Source organism: Niveispirillum sp. KHB5.9 (genome assembly GCF_048066115.1).
Taxonomy (GTDB): Bacteria; Pseudomonadota; Alphaproteobacteria; order Azospirillales; family Azospirillaceae; genus Niveispirillum.
In genome coordinates this window covers 87357-110354 of record NZ_JBLTYX010000017.1, presented here as the reverse complement: position 1 = coordinate 110354, position 22998 = coordinate 87357, and the positions used below count along the sequence as shown (strand labels likewise).

22 protein-coding genes are annotated in these 22998 nt (G+C 66.8%); 10 read left to right on the top strand and 12 right to left on the bottom strand.

From position 1 onward, the window contains the following. Positions 1-75: 75 nt before the first annotated feature. Positions 76-942: a hypothetical protein gene (locus ACM9HJ_RS23280; RefSeq protein ID WP_416574163.1), complete on the bottom strand. Its 867-nt coding sequence runs from the start codon at positions 940-942 to the stop codon at positions 76-78. Between the two features lie 187 nt (positions 943-1129). Here ACM9HJ_RS23280 and ACM9HJ_RS23275 point away from each other — a divergent pair, with 187 nt between their 5' ends. Beyond that, positions 1130-2314: an FAD-dependent oxidoreductase gene (locus ACM9HJ_RS23275; RefSeq protein ID WP_416574162.1), complete on the top strand. Its 1185-nt coding sequence runs from the start codon at positions 1130-1132 to the stop codon at positions 2312-2314. 78 nt (positions 2315-2392) lie between these two features. Further along, positions 2393-3094 carry a sulfite exporter TauE/SafE family protein gene (locus ACM9HJ_RS23270; RefSeq protein WP_416574161.1) on the top strand — a complete coding sequence of 234 codons (702 nt, stop codon included), beginning with the start codon at positions 2393-2395 and terminating at the stop codon, positions 3092-3094. Between the two features lie 149 nt (positions 3095-3243). Here the strand turns inward: ACM9HJ_RS23270 and ACM9HJ_RS23265 are convergent, their stop codons facing one another. From ACM9HJ_RS23265 to ACM9HJ_RS23240, 6 genes are all read right to left on the bottom strand, one after another. Further along, on the bottom strand, positions 3244-3978 hold the full coding sequence (locus ACM9HJ_RS23265; RefSeq protein WP_416574160.1) for a DUF6065 family protein: 735 nt from the start codon (positions 3976-3978) through the stop codon (positions 3244-3246). 1 nt (position 3979) lies between these two features. Beyond that, on the bottom strand, positions 3980-5173 hold the full coding sequence (locus ACM9HJ_RS23260; RefSeq protein ID WP_416574159.1) for a DUF2336 domain-containing protein: 1194 nt from the start codon (positions 5171-5173) through the stop codon (positions 3980-3982). A gap of 3 nt (positions 5174-5176) precedes the next feature. Continuing rightward, positions 5177-5716, bottom strand: coding sequence for a MarR family transcriptional regulator (locus tag ACM9HJ_RS23255; RefSeq protein ID WP_416574158.1), 540 nt, complete (start codon positions 5714-5716; stop codon positions 5177-5179). Between the two features lie 263 nt (positions 5717-5979). Continuing rightward, positions 5980-6402 carry a VOC family protein gene (locus tag ACM9HJ_RS23250; RefSeq protein WP_416574157.1) on the bottom strand — a complete coding sequence of 141 codons (423 nt, stop codon included), beginning with the start codon at positions 6400-6402 and terminating at the stop codon, positions 5980-5982. A 95-nt stretch (positions 6403-6497) separates the two neighbouring features. After that, on the bottom strand, positions 6498-6965 hold the full coding sequence (locus tag ACM9HJ_RS23245; protein WP_416574156.1) for a spore coat protein U domain-containing protein: 468 nt from the start codon (positions 6963-6965) through the stop codon (positions 6498-6500). Positions 6966-7039: 74 nt separating this feature from the next. Then, complete coding sequence (locus ACM9HJ_RS23240; RefSeq protein ID WP_416574155.1) at positions 7040-7948, bottom strand: spore coat protein U domain-containing protein; 909 nt, start codon at positions 7946-7948, stop codon at positions 7040-7042. A gap of 157 nt (positions 7949-8105) precedes the next feature. Here ACM9HJ_RS23240 and ACM9HJ_RS23235 point away from each other — a divergent pair, with 157 nt between their 5' ends. Then, positions 8106-9455 (top strand): amidase, encoded by a 1350-nt coding sequence (locus ACM9HJ_RS23235; protein ID WP_416574154.1) that lies wholly within the window; start codon positions 8106-8108, stop codon positions 9453-9455. Here ACM9HJ_RS23235 and ACM9HJ_RS23230 read toward each other — a convergent pair. Next, positions 9436-12045 carry a fimbria/pilus outer membrane usher protein gene (locus tag ACM9HJ_RS23230; RefSeq protein WP_416574153.1) on the bottom strand — a complete coding sequence of 870 codons (2610 nt, stop codon included), beginning with the start codon at positions 12043-12045 and terminating at the stop codon, positions 9436-9438. The genes ACM9HJ_RS23235 and ACM9HJ_RS23230 overlap by 20 nt on opposite strands. Before the next feature lie 26 nt (positions 12046-12071). After that, positions 12072-12803, bottom strand: a complete 732-nt coding sequence (locus ACM9HJ_RS23225; protein WP_416574152.1) for a molecular chaperone — start codon at positions 12801-12803, stop codon at positions 12072-12074. Between the two features lie 386 nt (positions 12804-13189). Here ACM9HJ_RS23225 and ACM9HJ_RS23220 point away from each other — a divergent pair, with 386 nt between their 5' ends. From ACM9HJ_RS23220 to ACM9HJ_RS23210, 3 genes are all read left to right on the top strand, one after another. Then, positions 13190-15064 (top strand): ATP-binding protein, encoded by a 1875-nt coding sequence (locus tag ACM9HJ_RS23220; RefSeq protein WP_416574151.1) that lies wholly within the window; start codon positions 13190-13192, stop codon positions 15062-15064. Between the two features lie 182 nt (positions 15065-15246). Continuing rightward, entirely contained in the window at positions 15247-15768 is a 522-nt protein-coding gene (locus ACM9HJ_RS23215) for an RNA polymerase sigma factor (RefSeq protein WP_416574150.1), read from the top strand. After that, a complete protein-coding gene (locus tag ACM9HJ_RS23210) occupies positions 15765-16373 on the top strand; it encodes a hypothetical protein (protein WP_416574149.1) in 609 nt (202 codons plus the stop codon). The genes ACM9HJ_RS23215 and ACM9HJ_RS23210 overlap by 4 nt, the downstream gene beginning before the upstream one ends. Before the next feature lie 95 nt (positions 16374-16468). On the opposite strand, the gene ACM9HJ_RS23205 is transcribed toward ACM9HJ_RS23210, so the two are convergent. Then, entirely contained in the window at positions 16469-18064 is a 1596-nt protein-coding gene (locus ACM9HJ_RS23205; RefSeq protein ID WP_416574148.1) for a tyrosinase family protein, read from the bottom strand. 341 nt (positions 18065-18405) lie between these two features. On the opposite strand from ACM9HJ_RS23205, the gene ACM9HJ_RS23200 reads away from it, so the two are divergent. Further along, on the top strand, positions 18406-20328 hold the full coding sequence (locus ACM9HJ_RS23200) for a Calx-beta domain-containing protein (RefSeq protein ID WP_416574147.1): 1923 nt from the start codon (positions 18406-18408) through the stop codon (positions 20326-20328). A 177-nt stretch (positions 20329-20505) separates the two neighbouring features. Here ACM9HJ_RS23200 and ACM9HJ_RS23195 read toward each other — a convergent pair whose 3' ends face one another. Next, complete coding sequence (locus ACM9HJ_RS23195) at positions 20506-21492, bottom strand: helix-turn-helix domain-containing protein (RefSeq protein ID WP_416574146.1); 987 nt, start codon at positions 21490-21492, stop codon at positions 20506-20508. Positions 21493-21662: 170 nt separating this feature from the next. Between ACM9HJ_RS23195 and ACM9HJ_RS23190 the strand changes: the two genes are divergently transcribed. The 3 genes from ACM9HJ_RS23190 (at position 21663) to ACM9HJ_RS23180 (ending at position 22744) form a co-directional block, all read left to right on the top strand. Beyond that, positions 21663-21932, top strand: coding sequence for a ribbon-helix-helix domain-containing protein (locus ACM9HJ_RS23190; RefSeq protein ID WP_416574145.1), 270 nt, complete (start codon positions 21663-21665; stop codon positions 21930-21932). Continuing rightward, positions 21929-22237: a type II toxin-antitoxin system RelE/ParE family toxin gene (locus ACM9HJ_RS23185; RefSeq protein WP_416574144.1), complete on the top strand. Its 309-nt coding sequence runs from the start codon at positions 21929-21931 to the stop codon at positions 22235-22237. Before ACM9HJ_RS23190 ends, ACM9HJ_RS23185 begins: the two co-directional genes overlap by 4 nt. 63 nt (positions 22238-22300) lie before the next feature. Next, positions 22301-22744: a DUF29 domain-containing protein gene (locus ACM9HJ_RS23180; protein ID WP_416574143.1), complete on the top strand. Its 444-nt coding sequence runs from the start codon at positions 22301-22303 to the stop codon at positions 22742-22744. Positions 22745-22750: 6 nt separating this feature from the next. Here ACM9HJ_RS23180 and ACM9HJ_RS23175 read toward each other — a convergent pair whose 3' ends face one another. Next, on the bottom strand, positions 22751-22933 hold the full coding sequence (locus tag ACM9HJ_RS23175; RefSeq protein ID WP_416574142.1) for a hypothetical protein: 183 nt from the start codon (positions 22931-22933) through the stop codon (positions 22751-22753). Between the last annotated feature and the right edge of the window lie 65 nt (positions 22934-22998).

The window sequence follows — 22998 nt, the reverse complement described above, 5'->3', positions numbered from 1 at the left end:
TTGCCGGCGACCATGCGGGGGGTGGGGGCACCCGTCAACGGCACGGCCCCTTGAATACGTAGTCAGGTGGCGGGGCTACTCCACCCGTTCATGCCACAGCACGATCTGCTGGCTGGCCTCCAGCCGGACGATGCCCGCCGGCCCTTCCCGCATCACACGCGTCAGATCCACCACCGCCAGGAGGACTGTTTCGGTGAAATCCAGCCGGTAGCATCGATAGGAACCCCGTCCCGGCAAGCCATCGGCGCAGCGCGAGACGGTGTCCAGCGCCACCACCTCGCGCAGCCGGTCGGGGCGGACATCGCGGACGACCTCCTCCAGGCAGCTTGGCCCTTTCCAGTCCTTGGGCTGGCTGCATTCAAGGGTCAATGGCAGCGCCCGGCCCGCGGCCAGTGCTTCCCCCACCCGTGCCGTCAGCCAATGGCCGGCGGCGGCCGTGTCATCATCATCGGCCGTGAACATGTCGAACCCGTTCGATGGCATCCCGGTGCAGTCCGTGCGCCGTCCCTGATATTCTGGCTCCGGCCAGGCCATGGGAGCGGGCGTGGCCAGCATGGCATAGCGCCGCGTGACATTCAGGATGCGGGCCTGGACTGGCGTATCGGCATCCGCGTCAACCGGCACCTGCCCCACCGGTTCGAACCCGACATGCAGCCAGGCCCGGCGGCAAAGACCGGCGAAGGCGGTGGAGACGGGCTTCATGTCGGCGAACCAGCTTTCCAGGACTTGTGTCGGCTGCCTGCCTTTCCGCCGGGCCGGTTCCGGGTCCAGTCGGCCGGTGACCTGCGCCATCACCCGTGCCGCGGCGATGTCGGGGGGCATGTTCCAGAGCTGGCGCTTGCTGAAGGCGGCATCGCACGGCGCCAATCCGCCGGTGCAGCCCGCTAGCAGCGGCAGGCATAGGAGCAGAACCCAGGCCGTCAATGTGCGGGGAACGGGCATCGGGTGCCTCCGGGCCAATGGATATCGACAGTGACCGTTCAGCATGCGGCCACAGGAAAACTTGGTGCAAGGCCCAGCAAATTTCGTGGGCCGGATGGCGGCGGATCGCTCCCAGGCCTTTGTTATTGGCGGTCTTATGGCTTACGCTCCCGCCCTGTTTCGTCCGCCGGAAGCAAAGAGGTCCCGCATGACCCGTCCCGCCCTTGCCCGCCGTTCCCTGCTGACCGGCGGCGGTGCCGCCCTTTCCCTGGCATTCCTGGGCGGTTGCGCTACCGGCCCGGGCAAGGTGCAGGTGGCGGCACCCAAGGGGCCGGTCCTGACCGTGCCGCCGCTGCGGGCCAGCATCGACCGCATCACCCAGATCACCGTCTGCACCCGCCCCTTCCGCCCGCAAGGGCCACGGATCGAGCGGATGAAGCTGGGCGACAAGGATCTGGTGCATCATTACGGCCATGGCGGGTCCGGCTGGTCGCTGTCCTGGGGATCGGCGATGATCGCCACCGACCTGGCCATGGGCACGGGGGCGAAGGACATCGCCGTCATCGGCTGCGGCGCCATTGGCCTGACCACGGCGCTGCAATTGCAGCGGGCGGGGGCGAAGGTCACCATCCATGCCAGGGAACTGCCGCCGCAGACCCGGTCCTCGCTGGCCACCGGCGTCTGGTCGCCCGACAGCCGCATCTGCCTGGAGGCGCACGCCACCCCGGAATTCAAGGCGCAGTGGGCCGGCATGGCGCGGGCCAGCTTCGACCGCTACCAGACCCTGCTGGGCCTGGCGGGCACGCCGGTGGAATGGATCGACAACCATGTCGTCCTGGCCCCCGGCAACGGCGCGGCACCTGCCCATGACGACCGTCCCGCCTTCGCCCATGGCCTGACGCGGGAGATGACGCCGGAACTGCGCAGCCCGCGGGTCAACTACGCCGCCGGCAGCCATCCGTTCGGGGAACGCGAGGTGCTGTCGGTGTCGGGCATGATGTTCAACATCGCCTCATACTCCCACTATCTGCTGTCCAGCTTCCTGGAGCTGGGCGGCAGGATCGAGGTGCGGGAATTCCATAGCCCGGCGGACCTGTCGGCCCTGCCGCAGAAGACCCTGGTCAATTGCACCGGCTATGGCGCCAAGGCGCTGTTCGGCGACAATTCCCTGGTGCCGGTGCGCGGGCAGCTGGCGCGGATGATCCCGGACGGGGATATCCGCTACGGCCTGTTCTTCAACCAGGTCTCCTTTGTGCCGCGCCGCGACGGCTGGGTATTCCAGGTGACGGGGGCGGATGAATATTACGGCTTCGGGATCGAGGATGCCACGCCCGACCGGGCGGAGGCCGAACGCGCCGTCACCACCATCGCCGGCCTGTTCGCGGGCGTATAGATCGCCGGGTGAATGATTGATCCCCGTCAAGGAAAGGCCGCACCGGTCATGCGATAAACGCCTCACCACAAGGGGGTGATGATGGACGGCATGGTCTGGTCGCTGGCGGCCGCTATGTTCACGACGGGGATGCTGGGCGGGCTCTCGCATTGCGTGGGCATGTGCGGGCCCTTCGTGCTGGCCCAGGCCGGCGCCCTGTCGGCGGTGCCCGGCCCCGCCCTGGCGCGGGCGCGGGGATCGATGCTGCTGCCCTATCATCTGGGCCGCATCACCACCTATGCCGCATTGGGCGGGCTGGTCGCGGCGGGCAGCGGCATGGTGACCCGGGCGGCGGGTGTGGCCTGGGTTCTGGCCGCCATCCTGGCGCTGGCCGCACTGTTGTTCCTGCGCCAGGGGCTGGTGGGACTGTTCCCGCGGCTGGCTTCGGGCACCGGTGGCGGCTGGGCGGAAGGGGTGGGCAGGGCGCTGACCCGGCCGCTGCGGCCGCTGTTCGCCAGGCCGGGCGGGATCAACGGCTATCTGCTGGGGCTGGCGCTGGGGCTGCTGCCCTGCGGGCTGGTCTATGCGGGGCTGGCATCGGCCATGGGCACGGGCGATCCCCTGTCGGGCATGGTGATGATGGCGGCCTTCGGGGCGGGGACGGTGCCGGCGCTGATGGCCGTCGGCCTGCTGGGCGGGGCGGCGGCCAACCGCTGGCGCGGGGTGGCGGCGAAGCTGACGCCGCTGCTGATGCTGGTCAATGCCGTGCTGGTGGCGCGGATGGCCTGGCACATGGTGTAGGGGTTACACAAGTTCCCGATGATCGAAATCGATCATCGGGCCTCAGTCGCCGGCACCCACATCCGTGGGCTTGGCTACGCCGCACGTGCGGCGCGGCGGCAGTCGCCGCCGTATCAAATCCCGATGAGTTCACTCATCGGGATTTGATATCACCGCTTATCCGCGAACCCCGGCGGGCGCAGCTTGATCAGGTGGTCGGGGTCGGCCTGGGTGCCGTCGGGCAGCAGGCCCAGATAATAGCTTTTCTGCCATTTCTCGGCCTGGGCCGGTGATCCGGGCTGGGCCAGTTCGGCGTTGAAGCGCATGCGGCCCGACGACCATTCCTGGAACCGCCGCTCCAGCTCCGGATCGTCCTTGATGGAGCGGATTTCCGGCTCGACATCCTCCAGCATGCGGCGGCGCACGGGAAAGATGGCGCAGAACGGTTCGCCGGCCACGAACCTTGCCACGCGGCCGGGGGCGGTGAATTTCCAGTTCATGGTGAAGCTGTAGGGCGCCCAGTCCGTCTCGATGATACCGGTCAGCGGCGCGATGCCGTCCTTGGGCGCGTTCACCGGGCCTTGGGCATAGAGGCTCCAGCCCGGTTCAGTGCGGAACAAAGCCTCGATATGGAAGGTCAGGACGCCGGAGCCGAAATGGCTGATGGCCGGGGCCACCGTGCCGGGATCGGGCGTGATGGCGATGGCGTCCTTGCCCGCCCCCCCATCCCAATGGGCGGTGAAGCCGGTGCGGCAGAGGATTTCCCAGCCATGGGCGTTGGCGATATTCAGCGGCAGGCAGCGATAGGCATAGGCTTGCGGTGTGCCGTCCATCCAATCCCGCGTGGCCGGTGCCGGGCGCAGCAGCGGCGGTTCGTCATGCATGGCGAAGCAGGTGAGCTTCATCTCACGCCCGCATGGGGTTCAGCGCCGCGCCGATATCGATGCCGGGCTGGTCGGAGATCTGCATCAGCAGTTCATCGATCTCCCGTTCCGCCGTGTCGGCGAACTTGTCGAACAGCACCTCCAGCACCGCCTGCTGGAACCGCTCGCGCGTGCACTCGCCGCTGGCATAGTCGGTTTCCAGCGCCACCTGCTGCGCCGTGCGGAACGGGGCCGTCAGGGGGCCGGGGATGTTCGCCGCCTCCATCAGGCAATGCAGGCCCAGGATGCCGTCATCCCAGGCCAGGATGCCGGCGGCCTGCGGCGTGATGTTGGCGCGCGCCGCCATGCCGGCCACGAACAGTTCCAGGTCGCCGGCGCACAGCGCGCGGAACAGCACCTGCGGCGTCAGCCGGCCCTGGCGGTAGAGATGCTTGGCCACCATTTCGGCATCGTCGCGCGACAGCAGCAGCGGCTGCAGCACCCGCAGGGTCGCCGCCTCGCGCCCGCCCTCCGCCAGGCGCTTGGCCAGGGCCGGTTCGATGTTGTGGTCGCGGATCAGCTGCTGGCGCACATCCTCCGACACCAGGGCGATCATGCGTTCCACCACCGCCATGGTCACTTCCGGCCGCGCCGCGACGCTGTCGGCGACGATGCGGAACTGCCCGAAACGCTCGGCCGCGCGGTTCAGGGTGGCCTCGCGCACGGCCGCGCCCTTGTTGCGCAGCAGGTGGACGACGGTGACGACATTGCCGGTTTCCACCAGGGCGGCGGACACGGCGGCCGACACGGTGCGGCGGCCGGCGATGGCCAGCTGCTTCTGCGGGTCGCGCTCCGCCACGACCTCCAGCAGCAGCTTCTCCGGCAGCCCGTCGAAATATTTCAGGATGGGCACGGCCACCTGCGCCACGTCGCGGGCCAGCTTTTCGGCCATCTCGCCGGTCAGGATGGGGCTGTTATGGATCTGCCAGGCCACGGCGGCCCGCACCTCGGTCTCCGCATCGGCGGCGAAGGCGCGCAGGATGTCCAGCGCCAGACGCTTTTCCGCGTCGGTAAGGTCGCCTTCCTCCATCTCCATGACCAGCTTGGTCATGGTGTCGATGCGCGGCCGCGTGCCGGGCTGGTGCAGCAGGCGATCAACGTCGCTGCTGTTCAGCCGGGAGCGCAGGATGGGACGCAGGGGGCCTTCGGGGTCCCCGGTGTTCGGGGGCATCATCATGGATCAGTCCTGGCCACGGCTGTCGTAACGCACGACATCCCCCCACAACCGCTCCAGGCGGCGCAGCATGCGATAGGTGGTGTCCAGGTCATGGGCGTCGGAAGGGGTGCGCAGCAGCTGGCTGGCTTGCCGGCTTTCCAGCTTGCCGATCTCCGTGCACAGCCATTCGCCCTTCTCCGACAGGCGCAGACGGGCGGCGCGGCGATCGCGGGCGGACGCGCCACGATCGACATAACCCTGTTCGACCAGATGCTTCAGATTGTAGCTGGCATTGGAGCCCAGGTAATAGCCGCGCTCCATCAGGTCGCGGACCGTCAGTTCATCATGGCCGATATTCAGCAGCATCAGCACCTGCATCGGGCTGATGTCGTCGACGCCGATACGCCCCAGCTCCACCCGCACCACATCGTGCAAACGGCGTTGCATATGGTCGATGACGCGGGCGATATCCGCATAAAGCGAGACTTCGCTGACCGGCGCTTCGCTGCGGTCGGGCGTGAGATGTTCAATGGGTGCGTCGCCCATGCGGGTCAATCTGATCATCGTTCCAAAGCCCCGCCCTTCGTCACCCATCATGACCGCCCTTTGGCCCTCGTCGGACCAACAAGTAACCGTCCCGCCCAGCGTATAGACTAACGTGTGCGGGAACAGACGCCAAGAGCGTTGCATGTATTTCGCCACGCCCCTGCGACATAGGTCATTTGGGGAATATGTTGAGGAATTCTTGCGTTCCCTCAGGCGCCGGGCGCCCACATCCGTGGGCTTGGCTTACGCCGCACGTGCGGCGGGCCGGCGGTCGCCGGCCTTCAGCGCGCGAAAATCATGCTCTCGTCGCGAAAGGATTTGAATTCCAGCGCATTGCCCGAGGGGTCCAGCAGGAACATGGTGGCCTGTTCGCCCACCTGGCCCTTGAAGCGGATGCCGGGTTCGATGATGAAGCGCTGGTCCGCCGCGCGGAACCGGTCGGCCAGCGCATGCCAGTCGTCCCAATCCAGGATCAGGCCGAAATGACGCACGGGCACGTCATGCCCGTCCACGGGGTTGGTGTCGGCATGGCCACATTCGTCGGGTGCCAGATGGGCCACGACCTGATGGCCGTAAAGGTCGAAATCCACCCATTCCGGGCTGCTGCGCCCCTCCGCACAGCCCAGCAGTTCGCCATAGAAGGCGCGGGCGGCGGCCAGATCATGAACCGGGAAGGCCAGGTGGAACCGAGGACGCGTGGTCATGTTTTTGTTCCCTCAAACGCCGGGCGCCCGCGTCCGCGGGCTTGGCTTGCGGCGCACGTGCGCCGGGCCGGCGGTCGCCAGCCTTAACTATTCTATCACTTCGCGGCGATGGCGATGGTCACCGTATCCTCGTATTGGCCGGCCTGACGCTGGGCCCCGCCGGGGACGGAGACGGACAGCACCGTCTGCCGGCCGGTACCAGTCACGGCTCGGCTGGTGGCCAGGCTGCCGTCGGCGGCACTGTTGCTGTCGCCATAATGCAGCGTATAGGCGATGTTGGCACTGCCCGACGACAGGCTGCCACCATTCTTTGACGAAAGGCTGACCGTATAGCCGTTGGCGGCGTTGCAGCGCTCATCGACCGTGGCCACGGGGATGTTGGTGGTGCCGCCGGTCAGGTCCAGGGTGGCGTTGCCGGTGGACAGGCTGATGCCGCAGGTGGCGGTGACGGTGGCGCGCAGCGTGATGGTGCCCTGGGCGGTCTGACCCCAGGCGGAAGGTGCTGCCAGCAGCAGGCAGAGCGTGAGGGTGCCGCCCGCAAAGAAACTTCCCATCCGCACCATGGCAGATCCTTTCCACCCGTTCTGGGCAACCACGGCGGTTTATCCGCGCCGCGACGGTGTTCTAAGCAACCACCCTAATTGGCGGTGATGGTCAAGAGCAAGTTGTCCTGATAGGTACCGGCCAGAACCTGGCCCGGCGTGCCGGTTTCCACCCGCATCTCATAGCGGCCGGCACCACCCAGATCGACATTGGTTCCCCGGCTCAGCGAGACGGCGCGGCCGGCGACATAAAGCTGGTAATTGATGCCGCCGCCGCCCGACGTGACCAGACGGCCGCCATTTTCCGACGACAGCGACAGCGAATAATCGCCATTGCCGCTGATATCCAGATCGAAGCGCCCGTTGCTGCCGCGCGTCAGGTCGCCCAGGTCCAGCGTGCCCACCGATCCGTTCAGGGGACGGGTGACGCCATTGACGATGACGCTGGCGGTGACCACCGTCCGCACCTTGGTGCGGACCTGGGCGGTGCGCGAAGCGATGGGGCCGACGGGGATCCCATCGATCAGCTGATAGACATTGACCGTCACCCGGTCCGAATAGGTGCCTTTGGGCACCAGTTGCCCGCCGGGGATGTTGGAGAAGACCTGGATCGACGCCTCGTCGTTCTTCTTGTCCATCTGCAGGGCGAACATGTTGCTCTCATTGCCCCTTATGTCCCCCACCCGTTGGCTGAGCCGGCTGTCCTTGTACAGGTCATAGACCAGCCGGTCCTTGGAACTGTCCATGATGCGGCCGCCATTGCCTCCATCGTCGATGCCGACCAGCAGGGCGCAGGCCGGGCCGTCATCATGCTCCAGCTCGATGGTGTGGTAGCCGGTGGCGTTGCCGCCATAAGGGTCGTATTCGGCCGTGGGTTCGATCCGGTCGATGCTGTTGATGTCGATCTCGCAGCGGTCGCTTTCCTTCGCCGGGACCGGTGTGGCCAGCAGCAGGCACGCGGCCATGGCGAGGGTGAAACGGGGCAGGCGGAGGGTGGTCGGCATTTCCATTCCAGCATCATCGGCACCACCGCAGGTGGATGCAATCACAATGCCAGTTCCGGGGGCGGCAATCCAAGCGGTTTGGTGGGAACCAAAAGCATAGATCGGGCCGGCGCAGCCGCTATGATGCCGCACCCCACGCAAAGGCAGCCCATCCGCCATGACCGACTTCGCCCGCATCGCCGAGACCGCCCTGGACCGTATCGCCCGGTTCGACCCGCATCTGCGGGCCTTCGCCCTGGTGGAGCCGGAATGGGTGCGGGAGGAGGCGTGGAAGCAGGACCGGGCGGCAGCCAAGGGACCGCTGGCCGGGCGCACCCTGGCGGTGAAGGATCTGCTGGATTTGCGCGGCCTGCCCACGGGTGGGGGCTGCCGCACGGCCGTGGTGGCCGACGCGCCGGCGCATGCGGCGGCGGCGGCATCGCTGATGGGGGCCGGCATGCTGGCGCTGGGCAAGGCCAACACGGTTGAGCTGGCGTTCGGCACCTGGGGTATCAACCGCGCCACCACCACGCCGCGCAACCCGTGGGATGCGGCGACGGTGCGGGTGCCGGGCGGGTCGTCCAGCGGGTCGGCCGTCGCGGTGGCCGCCGGTCTGGCCGATGCGGCCCTGGGCACCGACACCGGTGGGTCGATCCGCATCCCCTCGGCACTGAACAATATCGTTGGGCTGAAGCCGACGCGCGGGCGGGTGCCGATGGCGGGCTGCCTGCCACTCTGCCCGGAACTGGACACGATCGGGCCCATGGCCCGGACCGTGGAGGAGGTGGCCCGCATGCTGGCGGTGATGCGGGATCCGGCGGCGGGACCGGTGGAGCCGGGGCCCAAGCTGGCCCGGCAGGCGCGGTTCGACGATGGCGAGGCGCTGGCGGCCAGCCCGCGCGGGCTGGTGCTGGCGGTGCTGCCCGACCGGTTCCTGGACGGGGTGGAGGGGGCGGTGGGGGCCGCCTATCTGGCCGCACTCGCCCGGCTGGAGGCGCTGGGGGCTAGGCTGGTGGAGGTCGCACCCGCCATCGATCCGGTGGCCTGCGTGGAACCGTCGGGCCTGCTGATGGCGGGACGGGCCTGGCGGCTGTGGTGGGAACGGATAGAGCGTTACGGTTCCGAAATGGATGGGGGTGTACTGGGGCGGTTACGGGGCGGTCAGGATGTTACGGATACGGAATTGTCCAGGCTGATCCGGGTGCAGGGGCAGGAGCAGACGCGGTTTTATGCCTGGGCCCAGGATTACGACGTCCTCCTGACCCCCACCGTTCCCTTGACGGCCCCGGCCCTGGCCGATGCGGATGAGGGGCGGTTGCCCTTCAGCCGCTATGTGCGCATCGCCAACTGGCTGGACCTGCCGGGGCTGGCGGTGCCGTGCGGGGTGGATGCGGGCGGGATGCCCATATCGTTGCAGCTCCTCTCCACCCCGTGGCGGGAAGGGGTGCTGGTGACGCTGGGCCATGCGTACCAGTGCGACACCGACTGGGCCGACCGGCGGCCTGATATCAACCGCCTGGCAGGGTGATCGGGTCCAGCTTGACGATACCTTCCGCTTCCTTGGGCACGGTTATGGGGAAGGGTTTCTTCTCCATGCCGGTGATGATCAGCTGCCAGTCGCCGGGTCGCACGCTGTCGATGCGGAACAGGCCGGCGCGGTTGGTGAAGAAGGCCAGATCCTTGGCATCCTTGATGCCCACCGGGCGCAGCACGCCCGACAGCAGCGATGCCGGCTTGCCCTCGGCCGTCATCAGCGTGCCGACCAGCGAGGCGATGGCGTCGGTGCCGATGGTGATGATGGTGCCGGAGCGGTAGCCGGGCTGCACCGCCGGCCGATCCTCGCCCAGGTCGTAATTGGCCGGGGCGTCGGGCACGTCCAGCAGGATGGGGCGCACCAGGTAGGCGGAGATGTTGGGCACCACCGGCACGCCCAGCCAGTCCGTCTCCGCGACGTAGCGGTCATCCACCGGATCGACGCCGACATCCTTTCCGGCCAGGCGGGGATGGGGGACGATGATGGCGAAGCTGTTGGTGATGGGCCGCGTGACGCCGACATGACCGTCGGCGAAGGCGAGCGCGGTGGCGGCCGACAGCTGCGTGCGGCTTTCGATGCCCTTGGTGTCGTTCAGGCTGCGCCGCACCGTGTCCTGGCGCAGCTGCGCGTCGAAGCGCTGGTTGGTGTAGTTCAGGTTGCCCTGCACCCGGTCGCCGGACGTGCCCTTCTCGTTCAGCAGCTCCAGCCCGCCGGAAAACGCGTTGACCGTGTAGAGCGACTGAAAGCGCCAATCCAGGCGCTGCTGCCTGGAGATGGTGTCGATGCTGGCGCCCCCGCTCTGCCGCCCGCCATCGAAGATGAAGCGGGTGGTGAGATAGAGGCCGGTTTCCTTCACCCCGAACCCGTCGCGGCCATGGCTGAATGTCAGGTCGATATTGCCCGTCTCGAACAGGCGGCGGCGCAGGGCCAGGTCGGCGCTGTAGCTGTCATCCTCGTTGGGCCCGCGCGTCAGGCGGTAGCGCCCGCCCAGCGAGGCGGTGATGTCGGCGAACAGGGGATGGCTGATGCGGGCGGCGGCATCCAGCTTGGTGTTGGAGACGAAGGTGGAACCGAAGGAGCGGTAGTTCGGATCGTACCAGCTGACCTGGGCGGTGATGGCCTGGCTGTCCAGCACCGAGGCGCCGTTGGTGTAGGACCGGTAGCGCAGGGTGCCGCCGAACCCGTGCTTCTTGTCGGCCGGGGTCTCGTCCGTGCCCCAGTCGGTGCGCCGCAGATAGGCCGCCGGTTCGACGGAGAAGGTGCCGAGTGCCGTGGCCACCAGCGCCTCCGCCGTGACGCTGGTTTCACTCTTGTCGATCTGGGTGCCCAGCGTCAGGGTGAAATTGTCGGTGATGCCCACGCGGTGATAGGCGGAGAGGATCGGGTCCTTCTCGTCATAGGTATATTTGTCATCGACCACCTGCGAGGGCACACCCAGGCTGTAGCCATATTCCTGCACTCCGGCAGCCAGCAGCTGGCTGTCGAAGAAGAAGGGGAAATCGATGGTCTGTTCGCGGCCGAAGGCGTCGGTGATGCGGATCTGCACGTCGTTGGTGCCCGATGCGCCGGGGAAATTGTTCAGGTTGTAGGGGCCGGGTTCCAGGCGGAAGGTACGGGTGGGGCGGCCATTGACGATGACCTCCACCACCGACGGATTGTCCAGGATGAATTCGCGGTTGCCGCCGGGCTGGACCAGATCATAGGGGCGGATGGAGAAGTTCTTGGCCACGGAGATGCCGGCCATGGCGCGCCCCACCTGCGCCCCCGTCACCGGCACCGACAGGTCGCCCAGCTGCGAGCGGATGCCGCGATCGACGAAGTCATGGACCAGGCGCACCGGCCCGCGCGACAAGGTGCGGGTGGCATCCTCCCGGTAATTGATCTCGCCCTCCACCACCCAGCCCTTCCAGTTGATGGCGGGTTCGAAGGAGACGGAGAGCGGGCCCAGACCGTCATCGCCCAGGCCGGTGGGCACCGACAGATATTCCACCGCCGCCCGCATGTTCATCTGCGCCGACAGATCGGCCTGCGGCACGATCGTATAGGCCCGCGCGGCAGCACCGCGTTCCAGCACCGACAGGTCGCGCGGCTTGCGCGCCACCGCTGGCACGATGACCTTCACCAGCTGGTCGCCGCCATCATAGGAGAGCTGGATGCCCGCCTTGGCCATGCGGGCCGGTGCCCCATATCCGTCGGGCCCGGCCTGGGCCAGCAGGGCCTGCAAGGGTTCGTCCTGGGCGATGGGGCGCAGCAGGTCGGCCAGCTTGCGCAGGTCCACCGTGGTGTCATCGGCGCTGAGCGACACCACGGCCGGCACCTGCCCGATTTCGTACCCGTCGAAATAGACGGGGATGTCGGCCTTCTGGCTGGTGGCGGCCTGTTTCATCTGTCCGAACGCCTTCTTGAACAGCTCGTCCGCGGTGATCTTGGATGCTGCCGGCGGCGGGGTGGGTGCGGCTGCCGGCGTTTCCGACCCCGCACCCAGCGCCAGCCGCACCGGCGCCAGGGCCAGCGCCAGGGCCGACGGGCCGGCGATGGCCAGCCGCCGGTACCGCCGGAGAGGGGGGGAGGGGGAGGCGCGCATGGTCAGGGGTGGTGGGCGGCGTCAGGTCAGGGCAGGTTCAGCTTGGCCTGCAGCGGACCCTTGGGCAGGTCGCCCGGCCAGGGCAGCAGGAAATGGCGCGTCACGCCGGGCAGCACATTCTCCCCCGCCAGTCCGCCCAGCCGGTCGGCGGGGACGGTGACCGACTTGCCGCCAGCCGACAGGGTCAGGGTCGGGTCCTTCAGGATCTTGTGGGCGGTGCCGTCATTGCGCACCTGCATCTCCATCACCACGCCGTCGACCAGCTGGCGCGGGCCGGCGCTCAGCACGTTGATCTGCGGCTTGACGCCGGGCGGGGTGACATAGAGCGAGGCCTTGTACTGCACCAGCAGCTTGACCTTGCCGCCCTCCGTCGGGGCCTGGCCGATATCGACATCCAGCTGTTCGGCGATCAGCCGGTAGGCCAGTTCCTTGTCGGGCGCGGCGGTACCGGTCCATTGCACGCGCACCGACTGGCTCTGGTTGGGTTCCAGCACGATCTGCTCGGGGAAGATGATCCAGTCGTCGGAACGCTCGGCCGGCAGATCCTCCCCATCCGGGCCCATCTTGCGGCCGGTGATATGCACCTCGATGGCGATGGGCAGTTGCGTGTCGTTCTCCACGCGGAAGATCTGCGTGGCGCCACGGCCCGACGGCTCGAATTCCATTTCGATGGGGATCAGGCGGAAGGCGGCGGCCGGCGCGCTGCCCAGCAGCAGCGCCCCGATCGTCAGCAGCAGCCCGCGGATGAGATTGTTCATGACCATGTGCCCCGGATTGGCGTTCCCTTGCCGTCGCCCGGACGGCCCCCTCTGGCCCGATGGATTATCCACATCGGACAGACCTTTGAATCATATCGACCAATCATTTGCCAGAACGAAGCGCGGGACAAGATAACCCGATGCGCAGTCCGGTCCGCCGCCATCCTGTCAAGCAGCAGAGCCTTGTGACAAGTCGACAGGAAAAAATCCAGGCAAATCCATGTTAATGTGTTCATGAATGGAGCGGCTATATTAAGCATACACGACTATAGATGATGAAGATCCAGCCATTCCTGTGCTGGAGATTGCGTATTGTGCGGCCTTGTTGCAAGATGGCGCCTCTGCTCAATCTTCTGTTTATCGCCGCCGCTGTCAATTTGACGAACATGAACCTGGAACATGCCCTGCTGCTGGTCAATGTCGCCCCCCTTCTGGGGGCGGGCGGGTTGCTGGCCGTCATCTGGGCATATGGGCGGCGGGAAACCTATGCGCTGTGCTGGGCGCTGGCCTTCGGCACGGCGCTGCTGGCCCTGCCGTTGATCAGCCTGGTGAAGGGGCCCTTCACGCTGGCGACCGGCTCCGTCGCCCTGCTGGGCGATACGCTGTACAATCTGGTGTTCTTCTTCTTCGCGCAGGGTGCCGCCATCTATGCCGGTCGCCGGCTGCGCTGGCGCCGCTGGCTGGCTGGCGGTCTGCTGGTATCGGTGCTGGTGGCGGTTGCCCTGGTCCGCAATGACGGGGTGCTGCGCGAGCTGCTGAATTGCGGCTTTATCGAGGTGGCGCTGGCCGTTGCCCTGGTCTGCCTGGCCGGGGTGCAGCCAAGGCGGATGCCGGAATGGGTGCTGCTGACGGCCATGGCCATCACGGTGCTGGTCAATACCGCCTATGCCGCCGACCTGCTGCTGAACCGGCCGGGCGATGTGTTCGACCCGTCCACCCTGGGCAACCAGCTGTTCTATTATGCGCTGCCCATCGTCGTGGTGGCGGTGGCCATGGGGACGGCGGCGGCGGCATTGCTGCGCATGATGGACCGCATGGCGGCGGAACGGGCGGCGGCCGAGGCGGCGGCGGAGCAGGCGCGCGCCGCCGACCGGGCCAAGTCTGAATTCCTGGCCACCATCAGCCATGAGATCCGCACCCCGATCAACGCCATCCAGGGCTGCCTCCAGATTCTGGAGACCCATAACCTGAATGCCGCCCAGATAAGGCTGCTGGAGGTGATGGGCAGTTCCAGTGCCGCCCTGCTGACCCTGATCGACGATGTGCTGGACATGGCGCGGCTGGAGGCCGGGCGGCTGGAGATGGAGCCGGGGCCCGTCGATCTGGGCCTGCTGCTGGGCGACCTGATGTCCACCGTGGGGCCCAGGGCGGAGCGCAAGAGCCTGGCGTTGAGCCTGCGCACGGGCGACGGGGTGCCGTCGGGCGTGGTCACCGATGCCAAGCGCCTGCGCCAGATATTGCTGTGCCTGCTGGACAATGCCGTCAAGTTCACCGAGCACGGGCGCGTCACCCTGTCGGTCGATCGGGTGGAGGCGCCGGGCGCGGTGCCCGGCCTGACCATCCCGTCGCCCATGCATTGGGTGCGGTTTCAGGTGGTGGATACCGGCATCGGCATTCCGCCCGAAAAGCTGGACCAGATTTTCGAAATGTTCAGCCAGGCCGACAATTCCATCACCCGCCGTTTCGGCGGGGCGGGGCTGGGCCTGTCCATCGCCCGGTCGCTGACCGACATGCTGGGCGGCAGCTTGATGGTGGAAAGCGATCCCGACCAGGGCAGCCAGTTCACCTTGTGCCTGCCGCTGGTGCCGCTGCCCGTGGACCGGCCGCGCCATGACGCCCCCATCCAGGCGGCCCTGCCGGCCGGTGCCGGCGGGCGGCCCGTCATCCTGCTGGTGGAGGATGACGAGGTGAACCGATTCGTCGCCACCGAACTGCTGGTGCAGCGGGGCGCGGAGGTTCTGCAGGCCGGCAACGGCGCCGACGCCATCGCCGTGGTGCGCGAACGGCCGGTGGATGCCATCATCATGGACCTGTCCATGCCCGACATGGACGGGCTGGAGGCCGCCCGCCGGCTGCGTGCCATGGAGGGCCAGGGTGCCAGGGTGCCCATCGTCGCCCTGACCGCCAACCTATCGGCGGAAATCCGCCAGCAATGCCGCGAGGCCGGCATGCAGGCCTTCCTGGCCAAGCCCATCAAGCTTGAGCATCTGATCGGCACCCTTTCGGCGGTTCTTCCCCAAGAGACCAAGCCCGCCGCGTAGGTCAGGTCGAGCCGAAGGCGAGCCCTGACAAGCGACGGTGCCATTGAATGTCAGGGCTCGGGCTTTGCCCTCGACCTGACCTACGGCTGGGCGTCCGATGAATGCCCACAAAGATTTTTCCAAATTCCCTGTAAGGAACCGGGGTCGGCGCCTGTCTAATCCATCGGATCGAACGGGAGCGGATGATGGATGGTGGGCGCGAGGCGATGTTCCGGGAATGGATGCGGTTGCATCTGGACCTGCTGCACCGGGTCGCGCGGGGCTTTGCCCCGCCCGCCGACCAGCCGGACCTTCTCCAGGAACTGATGCTGGCCGTGTGGCGTGCCATGCCGGCCTTTCGCGGCGACAGCCAGCCCATCACCTTCATCTACCGCGTCGCCCATAATTGCGCGCTCACCTGGCGGGGGCGCGAGGGCGGGAGGGTGCGGCGGGATGCCGAGGCGGCGGCGGAGGCCGTGCGGCGCACGGCGCTGGCAGCCGACCCCGACGAGGTACGGATGCTGGACCGGCTTTATGCCGCCATCCGGCAATTACCGGCCCTGGACCGGTCGATCCTGCTGCTGGCGCTGGACGGGGTTCCATACCGCGACATCGCACAGATGCATGAAATGGGCGAAGGCGCCGTCGGTGTCCGGCTGACACGCGCCAGGGTCCGGTTATCAGGAATTATATCCCAGATCGAGGCGGCGGAGGAAGAGATATGAGCATGGATATGGAAATGCTGGAGCGGGCCTGGGCCGGAGCGGCCAACAAGCCGGAAAAGGCGGCGGGCCTTTACCTGATCGACAGCCTGATGGGTGAGGTGGCGCGCCAGCGGCGTGATTTCCGGCTGCGCATGGGGCTGGTCGGGGTGGCGCTGGGCGGATGGAGCCTGGTGGCGCTTTATTCCATCGCCTGGCGCGGGGTGGTCGACCCGGTGCGGGAATGGGGGGCGCTGCTGATGCTGGCGATTGCCTGGGGTGTCTATGGGCTGGTGGTGCGACGTGGATATGACGGGGCGGCGGATGCGCCCGGCCCGTCGCTGCCCGGCAATCTGCGGGCCCTGCTGGCCCAGAACGAGGCGGCGCTGCGGCGGGTGCGGATCATGGCGGTGGCGGTGCCGCTGTTCCTGGCCGCCCTGGCGCTGGCGGTGATGCAGCTGGGGGATGTGGACAAGATGAGTGCGCGCAATATCCGGGATTTCGCCCTGCTGGCAGGGGTGGGCTTCACCATCGCGACCGGCATCCATGCCTGGCGCTATCACCGGATGATGAAGCCGGAGAGCCAGCGCCTGCGCCGGCTGCTGGGGCAGTATGAGGAGGTGGCGTAGGTCAGGTCGAGGGCGAAAGCCCGAGCCCTGACGGCAAAGCTGTTTACCATGCCTGTCAGGGCTCGCTTCGCTCGACCTGACCTACGGTCGGGTGCTTACCCGCCCCGGATTTGCAGATCCTCGATGGCCGGTGCCGGCGCGTTGGGCCAGGAGGGGCCGGGGACCAGGCGCAGGTCCAGATGGCCGCCGGCCTTGGCCACCAGTTCCGGCTTCAAGGTCACGCTGAACCGGTACTGGTGCGGCATGCCGGCCATCGGCCCGCCGAAGAAATCGATGGAGCCCGTGAAATAGGGATTGTCGGGTCCGGCGGTCTTCACATCGTCCGGCGCGTTCAGCAGGACGCTGTAGCTGCGCACGGCCCCGGTCATGGGCCGGGTGAAGGTGATGACGGCCTGCAGCGGGCCGGCGGCCAGACCGATAGACCAGTCGGACAGGGATTCCACCGCCGCATTGTTGGGGGCCGTGGCCAGCAGGCGCTTGCGCGGCGCCGGCTTCTCCTGCGCCAGGGCGGCGACCTGCGTGGTCAGTTCCGTGCCCACGGGCGAACCATAGCGGTAGTCGAACCGGGCGGGGTCGATGAAATCGCCCGCCGTTGCGTTCAGGACCGGCTTGCCCTCGGCGGTCCAGAAGAACAGGAACTGGTCGTTCTTGAATTCCGCCAGCGTCTTGGGATCCTTGGGCAGGGTCTCGCCGCCCTGGGCCCGCTGCTTGTCCTCCCACAGCCACCAGAGCCGGTCCATGTTGGCATGGTGCAGGAAGAAGATCGGGTCCACCGGCGACAGGTTGTTGGTCATGTTGCCGAAGGGGCCATCGCCCGGCCAATTGCCCACACCGCCGATGAAATTATGCACATTGTTGTGCGGCCAGCGCTCCAGCAGGGAGAAGAAGGTCACGCCCTGCCGCGGCATGGCGTTGTGCGAGTCGGTCTTGGAACTGGTGAAGCTGGTATTCTCGTTATCGGCATTGAACAGGACGGGCGCCAGATCCTTGGCGATCTCCGCCGGGCTGCAATATCCCTTGATCGCGGGGCTCAAATCCGGCTTGGCCGCCGTGCAATAGCGGGCCCGGGCCGTTTCGGCAAAGGCGCGGTCGCCGATATCCACGCCGTTGGTGCCGGCCACCCCATCCCACAGCTTGCCGAAATCGGTGTTGCCACGCAGGTTCTGCTGCACCTTCTGCGATGCGTTCAGGCCGTTGAAATAGCTCTGCATCGTCGGCTTGATGAAGGCGGTGAATGTGTCCAGGTCGCGGGCGTACTTCGCATAGGCATCGGCAACCGGGGTCAGCACGCCATTGAACATGCCGGGCGGCAGGAAGGGCTGGTGGCTCCAATCCCAATAGGGGAAGGCGAAATCATCCATGCCGCTATATTTGCGGATGGTCTGTTCGACATAGCCCAGATAGCCCCGGTGCCAGACGAAGAACCACCAATTGCCATGCGGACAGTCCATGTAATGGACGAAGGCGTTGCGGAACCAGTTGTGGGGATCGGTCGCCGGCTTTTCCAGCATGGTGGCCACGGCCTTGGCATAGCCTTGCAGCATGCGCTGCCCCTCCGGGCTGGCCACGTCATGGCGGACATAGCGGGGCAGACGGGTGGTCTTCGCCGCCGCCATGTCCCCCGTCGCCACCACACCCAGGCCGGCCAGGGCGGCACCGCCCGCCAGCAGATCACGCCGCGTTACGCGCATTTCCATATCCTTCCGCTTCCCATCGGTTGCCGGCAGCATAGGCATGGGCGGCGAACAAGTCACGCCAAAATGCGCGCTCCGGTAGTGGATAGGCTATGCCCGGACACTTTCCCGCCCCTCGGTCGCCGGGCGGGCGCATAAGGCGCCCTCGGCTACGTCGCATGGGTGGTATGGCGGCGACGGCCTGTGACCTCGCGTCCTATCGCTTTTGCCTGCCTATGTTCAAGCGGCAGCGGCATGATAGGTTTCAGGCTCCGGGGGCGGAAATGCCGGCGATATCGCGCGCAAGGGGATGGGGTTCCCCGTACCCGTGCGGACACCGGTTTCCTGACGAGGAAAAAATGGCAACCATCAATATTACCCAAGATACGGTCTGGACCGCCGGCACGGTGATCCGGGACAGCGAGGTCGTGCTTTCCAACGGCGCGAAGCTGACCATCCAGGGTGGCGTGACCGTCGAGAATTCCAATTTCACCAGCGCTTTCGACCTGGTCCTGGCCGGCACGGCGGGCAATCCGGTGCGTTTCACCAACAGCACCATTTCGGGCTGGAGCTTCAACGAGGGGTCGATCCGCATCGACCATGCCATCTTCACCGGCGGCAGTATCAACATGCCGGTGCCGGCATCGGGCGGGGTCTTTTCCATCCGGAACTCGACCTTCACCGATACCGCCTTTGCCGCCTATAACGCCCCCTATCTGCGGGCCGGAACCGGGGCCGGCATCGAGGGGAACGTCTTCATCCGCTCGGGGTCGATCTTCAGCCTGGGCAATGTCATCTTCCGCGACAATGCCTATTTCGATTACAGCGACCCGCTGGGCCCCATCCAGGGCTACGGCTTCACGGCCACCGGCAACAGCTTCTTCTCCAACGGCCAGACGGCGATGAGCCTTTATGGCGATGCCGGCCAGATACAGTTGGGCGGCAACTGGTGGGGCAGCGGCGATCAGGCGGCCATCCGCGCCACGATCAACAACAGCCATGCCACGGGCATCGTGAATATCACCGGGGCCCTGACCGCACCCAGCACGACGGCCCCCACCTATACGCCGCCGACCCTGACCGTGGCGGCCGGTACCGCGGCGGAAGGGACGGGCATCACCTATGTCCCCGTCACCATCACCCTGTCGGCGGCGCAGGCCCAGGATGTCAGCTTCACCTACCACATGGCCGGCGTGGACGCGACCGACCGGGTTGACTTCCTGCCGCTGGGCGGGCGCGGCGTGATCGCCGCCGGGCAGACGCAGCTGGTGCTGCAGGTGCCGGTCTATCCCGACAATATCCCGGAAGGGCCGGAAGGTTTCTTCGTGCAGCTGTCGTCGGCCGACAATGCCATCTTCAATGGCGGGCTGACCACGCGCATCGACATCGTCATCGCCGATGATGACGCGGCACGGCGGATCGTCGGCACCGGCCTGGCGGACACGCTGACCGGAACGGGCCTGCCGGAGCGGTTGCTGGGCCTGGCCGGCAATGACACGATCAATGCCGGTGCCGGGGCCGATATCCTGTCGGGCGGGGCGGGCAATGACCGGCTGGATGGCGGGGCCGGGGTGGACACCGCCCTCTATGGCGGGGCCAAGACCGACTACACAATGACGACGCTGGCCGACGGCACGCTGGAGGTGCGGGACAACCGGGCCAATTCGCCCGACGGCACCGATATCGTCAGCAATGTCGAGGTGCTGGTCTTCAACAAGTCGGCGCATTTCCTCCAGACCCTGCCGGCCACGGCGGCGTTCGACGAGAAGGCCTATCTGCTGTTCAACCCGGATGTCGCGGCGGCGGTGAAGGCCGGCACCTATGCGTCGGGCCATGATCACTGGGTCAAGTTCGGCTATGCCGAGAAGGGCCGGCTGGAGATGAACCTGGTGGATGAGGCGTTCTACCTGCGCCAGAATCCCGACGTGGCGGCGGCCGTGCAGGCCGGCAATTTCGCCAGCGGTCGCCAGCATTGGGAGATGTATGGCCGCCTGGAGGGCCGCGCGCCCGACATCTTCTTCGACGCCAATTACTATCTGTCGAAATATCAGGATCTGGGGTCGGCATTCGGCACCGATGCCAAGGCGGCGCTGTCGCACTGGCTGAATTTCGGCATCCATGAGGGGCGCAGCGCCAGCCCCTATTTCAATGTCGCCGCCTATATCGCCGCCAATCCCGACCTGGCCAATATCCAGTCGTCAGGCCTGGAGCATTTCCTGGTCTTCGGTTATGGCGAGGGACGGGCGGCACCGGTGGATGCGGACTGGTTCGGTATCGCCTGATCGGGGCCTCCGGAAGGTTCGTGCAACCAAATGCAACAGATCATGGGGGCGTGTTGCATTTCCTTTGGCCTCAATCGCCGGCGCCCACATCCGTGGGCTTGGGCGCAGCGGCACGTGCCGCGCGGCGGCGGTCGCCGCCGTGCCGGATCGTGATCGGATGATCACGATCCGGGCCCGTCACGGCCAGCGGTAGTTACGCAAGGGGCGATACGGGTCCAGCGGTTCGGCGGCGGTGCAGGTCGGGCGCGCCCGGGCCCGGTTTTCCGTGTTGGCCAGCATCGCATCTGTCTCCAGCCAGTCCACATCGTCGACCAGTTGCGGGATCGGTGGCCGCCGCTTCCTGCCCTTGGTCAGCAGGCGCCGCACCGGTTCACGTGCCCGGCGGGGGACGAGGGTGATGGGGGACAGCGGGGCCGTGGCTTCGGCGGTGTCGATGGGGGCATCGGCGGGAGGGGCGGTTGCCGTTGCCGCTATCGGCGCATCTTCCGGGATGGGGGGTAAGGGGTCGGGGGCAGTCACGGTTATCATCCCCGTCGCCGGTTCTTCGGCCGGTACCGGGATGACGGGCGTGACCTGTTCGCGCGCTGCCGCCAGGATTTCCCGCACGGCGGCCGGCGCGCGCTGTGGGCGCGGACGCGGGGTGGGGCGGCGGATGGGCAACCGTTCCTCTTCCGGCAGGATGGTGCCACCCAGGTCCAGCCGCTGGGCGGCCCAGAGCAGGACGCGGACATTGCCGGCGCTGATCGCCTGCTGCAACCCGGTCACCACGGCCTGGCGCAGGGCCACGAACCGGTTGTCGCTTTCCCGCTGGAACATCTTGCGTTCATGCAGGATGCGATAGCGCAGGCCCGACGAACGCTGCATCCCGCGCCAGATGGTGGTGCGGGACACCCCGAAATATTTCGCCACCTCCATCACCGAAACGCCGGACGCGATGAAATAGGCCACGCGAGCCCATTGTTCATCATTCAGGCGCGAGCGGCCCAGGCCGGAGGGGAAATATTCCTCATGCGCCCATTCGACATCATCGCCGGCCCGCACCGCCTCGGCATCGTCCGACCCACGCCACCAGGATTGCGCCTGCTCGGTCGGGGTCAGGTCGTCATAGGCCGGGTCCAGGGAATATTCCTTGGGCGGGGGATCGGTGAGGTGGGGCTGTGCCATGGCAGGGCTCCGGGGTTTGGGAGGTTGCTCTGGACTATATTCCTATATTAAGTTCAAGGGGAGAGCAAGAGTGGTGGGGTGTGGGCATGTGGACATGCCTACACGTGGGCATGGACCGGGCGGCACGCTGGTCGTACTATCTACTACCAACTCCTACTTTGGAGGGCGTCATGCCCGACATCCAGAAGATCAGTGTCGCCGTGACGGGCAATCAGTTGACCGCCATGCGCGACGCCGTCGAGACGGGCGATTACGCCACGACCAGCGAGATCGTGCGCGAAGCCGTGCGTGACTGGCAGGTCAAGCGGGCGCAGCGGCAGGATGAGTTGGCCCGCCTGCGCCAGGCCTGGAACGAGGGCAAGGCGGGTGGTGGGCGAGAACCGTTCGATGTGGAGCAGGTACTTGCCCGGGCCAAGGCACGGCGGGCGGGCGGCGAGTGATACGGGTATTCCGCACGCATGTGGCGGAGCGGGACCTGGAGGATATCTGGCTTGCCATTGCGCGAGACAATCCAGCGGCGGCCACACGGGTGATCCAGGCCATTGGCGCCCAGATCGAACGATTATCCAGCTTTCCCCGCCTGGGATCGAGACGTCCCGACATCGCACCGTCGGCGCGTGCATTGGTGGAGGGGCCTTACCTGATCCTGTTCGAGACGCAGCCGGACACCGATGATGGGCCGGTGGAATGGGTGGAGATCGTGCGCGTGGTGGATGGGCGACGGGATTTGCGCGATCTGGGGTGAGGGTGGACGGCGCGGGATTTTCGCGCCACATTATCGAGATCGGGACCGGCGGAGGGCGATGCCATGGATGGCGGCCTCTATGACCTTTACGAAAAGGACTTTTACGCCTGGACGCAGCGGCAGGCGGCCCTTCTGCGCGCCGGCAATCTGTCGGAAGCCGACATCGCCCATATCGCCGAGGAAATCGAAAGCATGGGACGCAGTGAGAAGCGGGAGTTGATCAGTCGCCTGACCATCCTGCTTCTGCACCTGCTGAAATGGCAGTATCAGCCCGAGCGGCGTGGCACCAGTTGGGAGGCCACCATCCTGGTGCAACGCGACGACCTTGAGGATCATCTGGCCGACAATCCCAGCCTGCGGGCGGGGTTGGATGCGGCGCTGGTGGATGCGTACCGGAAGGCGGCGTTGCTGGCGGTGGCGGAAACGGGGTTGGCGCGGGGGCGGTTTCCGGAAGCGTGTCCGTGGAGTGTGGGGGAGGTGTTGGGCATGGGGTTTTGGCCGGGGTAAGCTAATTTACAGTGACAAGATAAGCTTATCTATCAGGGTCTTTGCGTCCATTGCCTCTGCGTCGAGCTGCCGCGCGGTGGTCAGCAGGCGGGTTTTCAGGCGCCGGCACCGCATCCGCGGCTTGGCTTCACGCCGCATGTGCGCGGCGCGGCGGCAGTCGCCGCCGAACCAGATCCCGATGAGTTCCACTCACCGGGATCTGGTATAAATCGCCCCTGCGCCCCCGAACCGGGCTTGTCGAAACCCGAAAGTAG